We start from the raw sequence: 4,542 nt of genomic DNA on the forward strand, positions 1-4,542 counted from the left end.
GCGCGCGCCCGCCGCGACCGATCCCGCTGAGCAGCAGCAGGAGCACGCCGCCAGCCAACAGCCCGATGCCGGTCCACACCCGGGGGTCGAGCACCAGCTGACGCCCCCAGTGCGCGAGCTCGTGGCCGATGGTGCGGCCGACCGGGACCAGCCCGGTCAGGTAGACGCCGGCCGGCAGCAGGGCGACGCCCAGCCAGCGGACCGCACTGCGTCCGCGGCGCCGGAAGCCCTGGAGCGCGGCGATCAGCAGGCCGAGCCCGCTCAGGCCGTAGCAGACGGTGGCGGTCAGCATGGTGTCCGGTCCTCACTGGTCGGTGCGGGTCCCCGGGGGTGGAACACTGGGCACATGATCGAAGGTTCCCTCCCCCCGGTGGAGTTCTGGTGCGAGTTGCAGTGCCCGGACTGCGGCACCGCGCTCGACGACGTCCGCGCGCTGCGTGAGCAGTACGGCGACGCGCTGACCGTCTCGTTGCGCCACTTTCCCCTGGAGAAGCACAAGCATGCCTACGCCGCCGCCGAGGCGGCCGAGGAGGCGTTCGCGCAGGGCGGGGGCTGGCCGTTCGTCGAGGCGGTGCTGGGCCGGGTCGAGGAGCTGGACCGGCGCGGCCCCGAGCTGCTGCTGGAGGTGGCCCGCGAGCTCGGGCTGGACGCCGAGGAGGTCGAGCTCGCGATGATCGACGGCCGGCACACCCTGGCCGTCGACGCCGACCAGGCCGAGGGCAAGGCGATCGGGGTCAAGGGCACGCCGACCTACGTGGTGGGCGGGCGCCGGCTGGACGGCGGCCAGAGCCAGCAGGGCCTGCGCGAGCAGATCGTCGCCCTGCTGGAGGCGCAGCGGTAGCAGCGGCCCGGCCCGGGCGGCGCGCGGTCTCGCGGGCCGCCCGGGGTCAGAGCGCCTTGGCGAGGACGTGGGTGGTCGGCCGGTAGCCGAGCGAGGCGTACAGCCGGATGGCGACCGTGTTGTCGGAGTAGACGTTCAGCCCCAGCACCCGGCTGCCCGCCGCCAGGCTCTCGCGCTCGGCGGCGAGCATCAGCTCGCGCCCGTGGCCCTGCCCGCGCCGGTCGGCGGCGACCTCGACGGTCATCACCCAGCTGTGCTGCCGGCCGTCCGCCAGCGGCCCGCAGTCCAGGGCGACCCAGAGGCTGCCCACCGCCCGCTCCCCCGCGTACAGCCGGCGCAGCGCGACCCCGGGGGTGTCGGCGCCCTCGCGGAGCAGGTTGCGGGTGTCGGTGGCGCACCGCTGGCGCGCCTGCTCCGGCGTCAGCCCGGAGCGGACCAGGTGCTCCTGGTACTCGGCGTTGGCCGCCGCCAGCCACTCGGGGAACTCCGCCGCGCCGATCGGACGCAGCGTCAGACCCGGCGCCGGCGGCGGGACTTCGCCGAGGTCCTTGAGCAGCTTGCGGTTGGTCTCGGTGTAGCCGAGGGCCAGCGCCAGGGCCAGCGCGGCCGGTGCCTGGGCCGGGACCACCACCTCCGCGCGGGTGCAGTCCCAGGACCGCAGCACCTCCTCGGCGGCCAGCGCGGCCACCGTGCCGCGCCCGCGCCGCAGCCCCTCGGTGATCTGCAGCGCGTCGATCCGGCCGGCCCAGTGGGTGCCGTAGCGCACCGCCGAGGTCCGCACGCTGCCCACCGTGCGGCCGTTCGCGCAGACCAGCCAGGGTCGGCCGCGCCCGCCGTCCGGCAGGGTCTCCTCGGGGCCGGCGGGGCGCAGCGTGGTCGTCATGGCACTGCCCTTCCCAGCAGCGGCCGCGGCCTAACGCGGGTCGGGGTCCTCGGCCGCGCGCTCGGCGAAGAGCGCCATCGCGCGGGCGGTGACCGGCCCGGGGGCGGGCAGTTCGCGGTCGTCGATCCGGGCCACGCCCTGCACGTCGCGCAGCGTCGAGGTGAGGAAGACCTCCTCGGCCTCCTGCAGCACCGCGTACGGCAGGTCGGCCTCCTCGGCGCCGCACCACTCGGCCACCAGGGCGCGGGTGACGCCGGCCAGGCAGCCGGAGGCGAGCGGCGGGGTGAGCAGCCTGCCGCCGAGCACCACGAAGACGTTGGAGCCGGTGCCCTCGCAGAGCTGCCCCGCGGTGTTGGCGAACAGCGACTCGGTGGCACCCTGCCGGTGGGCGTGCGCGAGGGCGACCACGTTCTCCGCGTAGGAGGTGGTCTTCAGGCCCGCCACCGCACTGCGCTCGTTGCGGGTCCACGGCACGGTGGCCACCGCGGTGGTGTCGGCCCGGCGGGCGGCGGTGCCCAGCGCGACGGCCAGGGTGGGGCCGGTGTCGCCGCGCTCGGAGCCGAGCGGGGCCAGGCCGCCGGTGTAGGTGATCCGCAGTCGGCCCAGCGGCATCGGGTTGGCGGCGATCACGGCCTCGCAGCCCTTGCGGACCTCGTCCAGGTCGGGCGCCGGCAGGCCGAGGCCGGTGGCCGAGCGGGTCAGCCGGTCCAGGTGGCGGGTGAGCGCGAAGGGCTGTCCGTCGACGGTCTTGACGGTCTCGAAGACGCCGTCGCCGACGGTGAGTCCGTGGTCGAGGACCGAGACCTCGGCCTGCGATTCGGCGACGAGTGCTCCGTTGAGCCAGATCATCCTGGTCACTCCTGGGACGCGCGGGTGGGTCGGTTCGGGGCGCGGTGCCCGGTCAGGACACCTGCTCGCCCGACGCTATCGCTACCAGCCGGGCGGCCTTGAGCTCGGTCTCGTCCCACTCGCGTTCCGGGTCGGAGCCCCAGGTGATCCCGGCGCCGGTGCCGAAGCGCAGCAGGGGGGCCGCGGGGTCGGTCCGGTCGATCCAGAAGGTGCGGATGCCGACGGCGAGTTCGGCCCGGCCGCGGTCGGCGTCGACCCAGCCGACGGCGCCGCAGTAGGGGCCGCGCGGGGCGGTCTCCAGTGCCTCGATGATCCGCAGCGCGCTGGACTTGGGCGCGCCGGTGACCGAGCCGGGCGGGAAGGTGGCGGCCAGCAGCTCCGGCCAGCCGGCCCCGTCCCGCAGTCGGCCCTCGACGGTGGAGACCAGGTGGACCAGTCCGGGGTGCTTCTCCACCACGCACAGGTCGGGGACGGTGATGCTGCCGGTGGCGCAGGCGCGGCCGAGGTCGTTGCGGACCAGGTCCACGATCATCACGTTCTCGGCGTGGTCCTTCTCCAGCAGGTCGTGCTCGGTGCGGCCGGTGCCCTTGATCGGGCCGGAGGAGACGGTCGCGCCGTCCCGGCGCAGGTAGAGCTCGGGCGAGGCGGTGGCGATCTCCACGCCGTGCCCGGGCAGCCGGACGGTGCCGGCGTAGGGGGCGGGGTTGCCGAGCGCGAGCAGACCGGTCAGCGCGTCGATGTCGCTGTGCACCGGGTCGGGGTCGGGCAGCGGTGCGGAGAGCACCCGACAGAGGTTGGCCTGGTAGACCTCGCCGGCCGCGATGTGCCCGCGGATCCGGCGCACGCCCGCGGTGTAGCCGGCCCGGTCCAGCGAGCTGTGCCAGCTGCCGGGGCCCGGGCCGCGCCAGTTGCGGTGCACGGGGGCCGGAGCCGGATCGGGGTGCACCTGGTCGAACCGGGCGCAGGTCAGCCGGCCCTCGAAGTCGTGCACCACGGCCCACCAGCCGTCGCCGTCCAGCACGGCCGGATCGTGGCTGACCTCGCGCAGGCCGGTGGCGAGCCGGCCGCCGAAGCGGGCCATCGGCTGGTCGGGGGCGAGGGGGCGGGGGGCGGCGGGCACGGTGCTCCAGCGGCTGGCATCGAGGGTGGGGGTGTCTCGCAGTCTAGGCCGTGCCCCTCGGAGCACGCCGGGTCGGCGGGCGTCGCCGGTGCACGCACCCGGGCGTGCTCCGACGGGCACGACGCGGGACCGTCGGGCACCGCCGACCCGGCGGGCGGGCGGCACGCTGCGGGAACGGAATTTGAGCTGGCCGAGGTTTCCGCTAAAGTTCAACACGTCGCCGGGAAACGGAGCCGCCGAGAGGCGGGGAAGAGCCCCGAAGACAGGCGGACGTGGCTCAGTTGGTAGAGCATCACCTTGCCAAGGTGAGGGTCGCGAGTTCGAATCTCGTCGTCCGCTCGGTGGAGAACAGCAAGATCGTTCTTACTGATACAGTTCAACCTGAAGTTGCCTGGTGGAGTGGCCGAGAGGCGAGGCAACGGCCTGCAAAGCCGTGTACACGGGTTCAAATCCCGTCTCCACCTCGACGAGGTCCCCGGTTCGTCCGGGGCCTCCCCGCGCGATTAGCTCAGCGGGAGAGCACTACCTTGACACGGTAGGGGTCACTGGTTCAATCCCAGTATCGCGCACTCGGTTCCCTCGGGGATCAGGTCGGGCCGCTCGGCGGCGCGGCCACCCAGCCCGGGTGTCACGCGGTGACGCCCGACAGGCGCGATTAGCTCAGCGGGAGAGCACTACCTTGACACGGTAGGGGTCACTGGTTCAATCCCAGTATCGCGCACGGCCACCAGCCACTCAGGTGCCGTTCGACGGCGCCGAGCTCGGGCGCGATTAGCTCAGCGGGAGAGCACTACCTTGACACGGTAGGGGTCACTGGTTCAATCCCAGTATCGCGCACCACGGAAGGGC

The 4,542-nt window shown here is 74.0% G+C and carries 4 protein-coding genes, 5 tRNA genes and 1 pseudogene; 6 read left to right on the forward strand and 4 right to left on the reverse strand.

What is annotated here, in order from left to right:
• Window positions 1-292 (reverse strand): annotated as a pseudogene (locus tag ACFW1A_RS38855) (hypothetical protein); the annotation flags it as partial.
• 54 nt (window positions 293-346) lie between these two features.
• Here ACFW1A_RS38855 and ACFW1A_RS38860 point away from each other — a divergent pair.
• Window positions 347-841: a DsbA family protein gene (locus ACFW1A_RS38860; RefSeq protein ID WP_380418127.1), complete on the forward strand. Its 495-nt coding sequence runs from the start codon at window positions 347-349 to the stop codon at window positions 839-841.
• 46 nt (window positions 842-887) lie between these two features.
• Here ACFW1A_RS38860 and ACFW1A_RS38865 read toward each other — a convergent pair whose 3' ends face one another.
• From ACFW1A_RS38865 to ACFW1A_RS38875, 3 genes are read right to left on the reverse strand one after another with little or no spacing between them, the layout of a single operon-like run.
• Window positions 888-1,724 (reverse strand): GNAT family N-acetyltransferase, encoded by an 837-nt coding sequence (locus tag ACFW1A_RS38865; protein ID WP_380418129.1) that lies wholly within the window; start codon window positions 1,722-1,724, stop codon window positions 888-890.
• Between the two features lie 30 nt (window positions 1,725-1,754).
• Window positions 1,755-2,573, reverse strand: coding sequence for an aminotransferase class IV (locus tag ACFW1A_RS38870; protein WP_380418131.1), 819 nt, complete (start codon window positions 2,571-2,573; stop codon window positions 1,755-1,757).
• Between the two features lie 52 nt (window positions 2,574-2,625).
• Window positions 2,626-3,693, reverse strand: coding sequence for a chorismate-binding protein (locus ACFW1A_RS38875; protein WP_380418133.1), 1,068 nt, complete (start codon window positions 3,691-3,693; stop codon window positions 2,626-2,628).
• 266 nt (window positions 3,694-3,959) lie between these two features.
• Between ACFW1A_RS38875 and ACFW1A_RS38880 the strand changes: the two genes are divergently transcribed.
• The 5 genes from ACFW1A_RS38880 to ACFW1A_RS38900 all read left to right on the forward strand — a co-directional run bounded on the left by ACFW1A_RS38880 (window position 3,960) and on the right by ACFW1A_RS38900 (window position 4,533).
• A tRNA-Gly gene (locus ACFW1A_RS38880) sits at window positions 3,960-4,032 on the forward strand.
• Window positions 4,033-4,086: 54 nt separating this feature from the next.
• Window positions 4,087-4,157 (forward strand) — tRNA-Cys (locus tag ACFW1A_RS38885).
• A gap of 33 nt (window positions 4,158-4,190) precedes the next feature.
• Window positions 4,191-4,262, forward strand: a tRNA-Val gene (locus tag ACFW1A_RS38890).
• A gap of 80 nt (window positions 4,263-4,342) precedes the next feature.
• A tRNA-Val gene (locus tag ACFW1A_RS38895) sits at window positions 4,343-4,414 on the forward strand.
• A 44-nt stretch (window positions 4,415-4,458) separates the two neighbouring features.
• A tRNA-Val gene (locus ACFW1A_RS38900) sits at window positions 4,459-4,533 on the forward strand.
• Window positions 4,534-4,542 lie beyond the last annotated feature (9 nt).

This window comes from Kitasatospora sp. NPDC058965 (assembly GCF_042741245.1).
Classification (GTDB): Bacteria; Actinomycetota; Actinomycetes; order Streptomycetales; family Streptomycetaceae; genus Kitasatospora.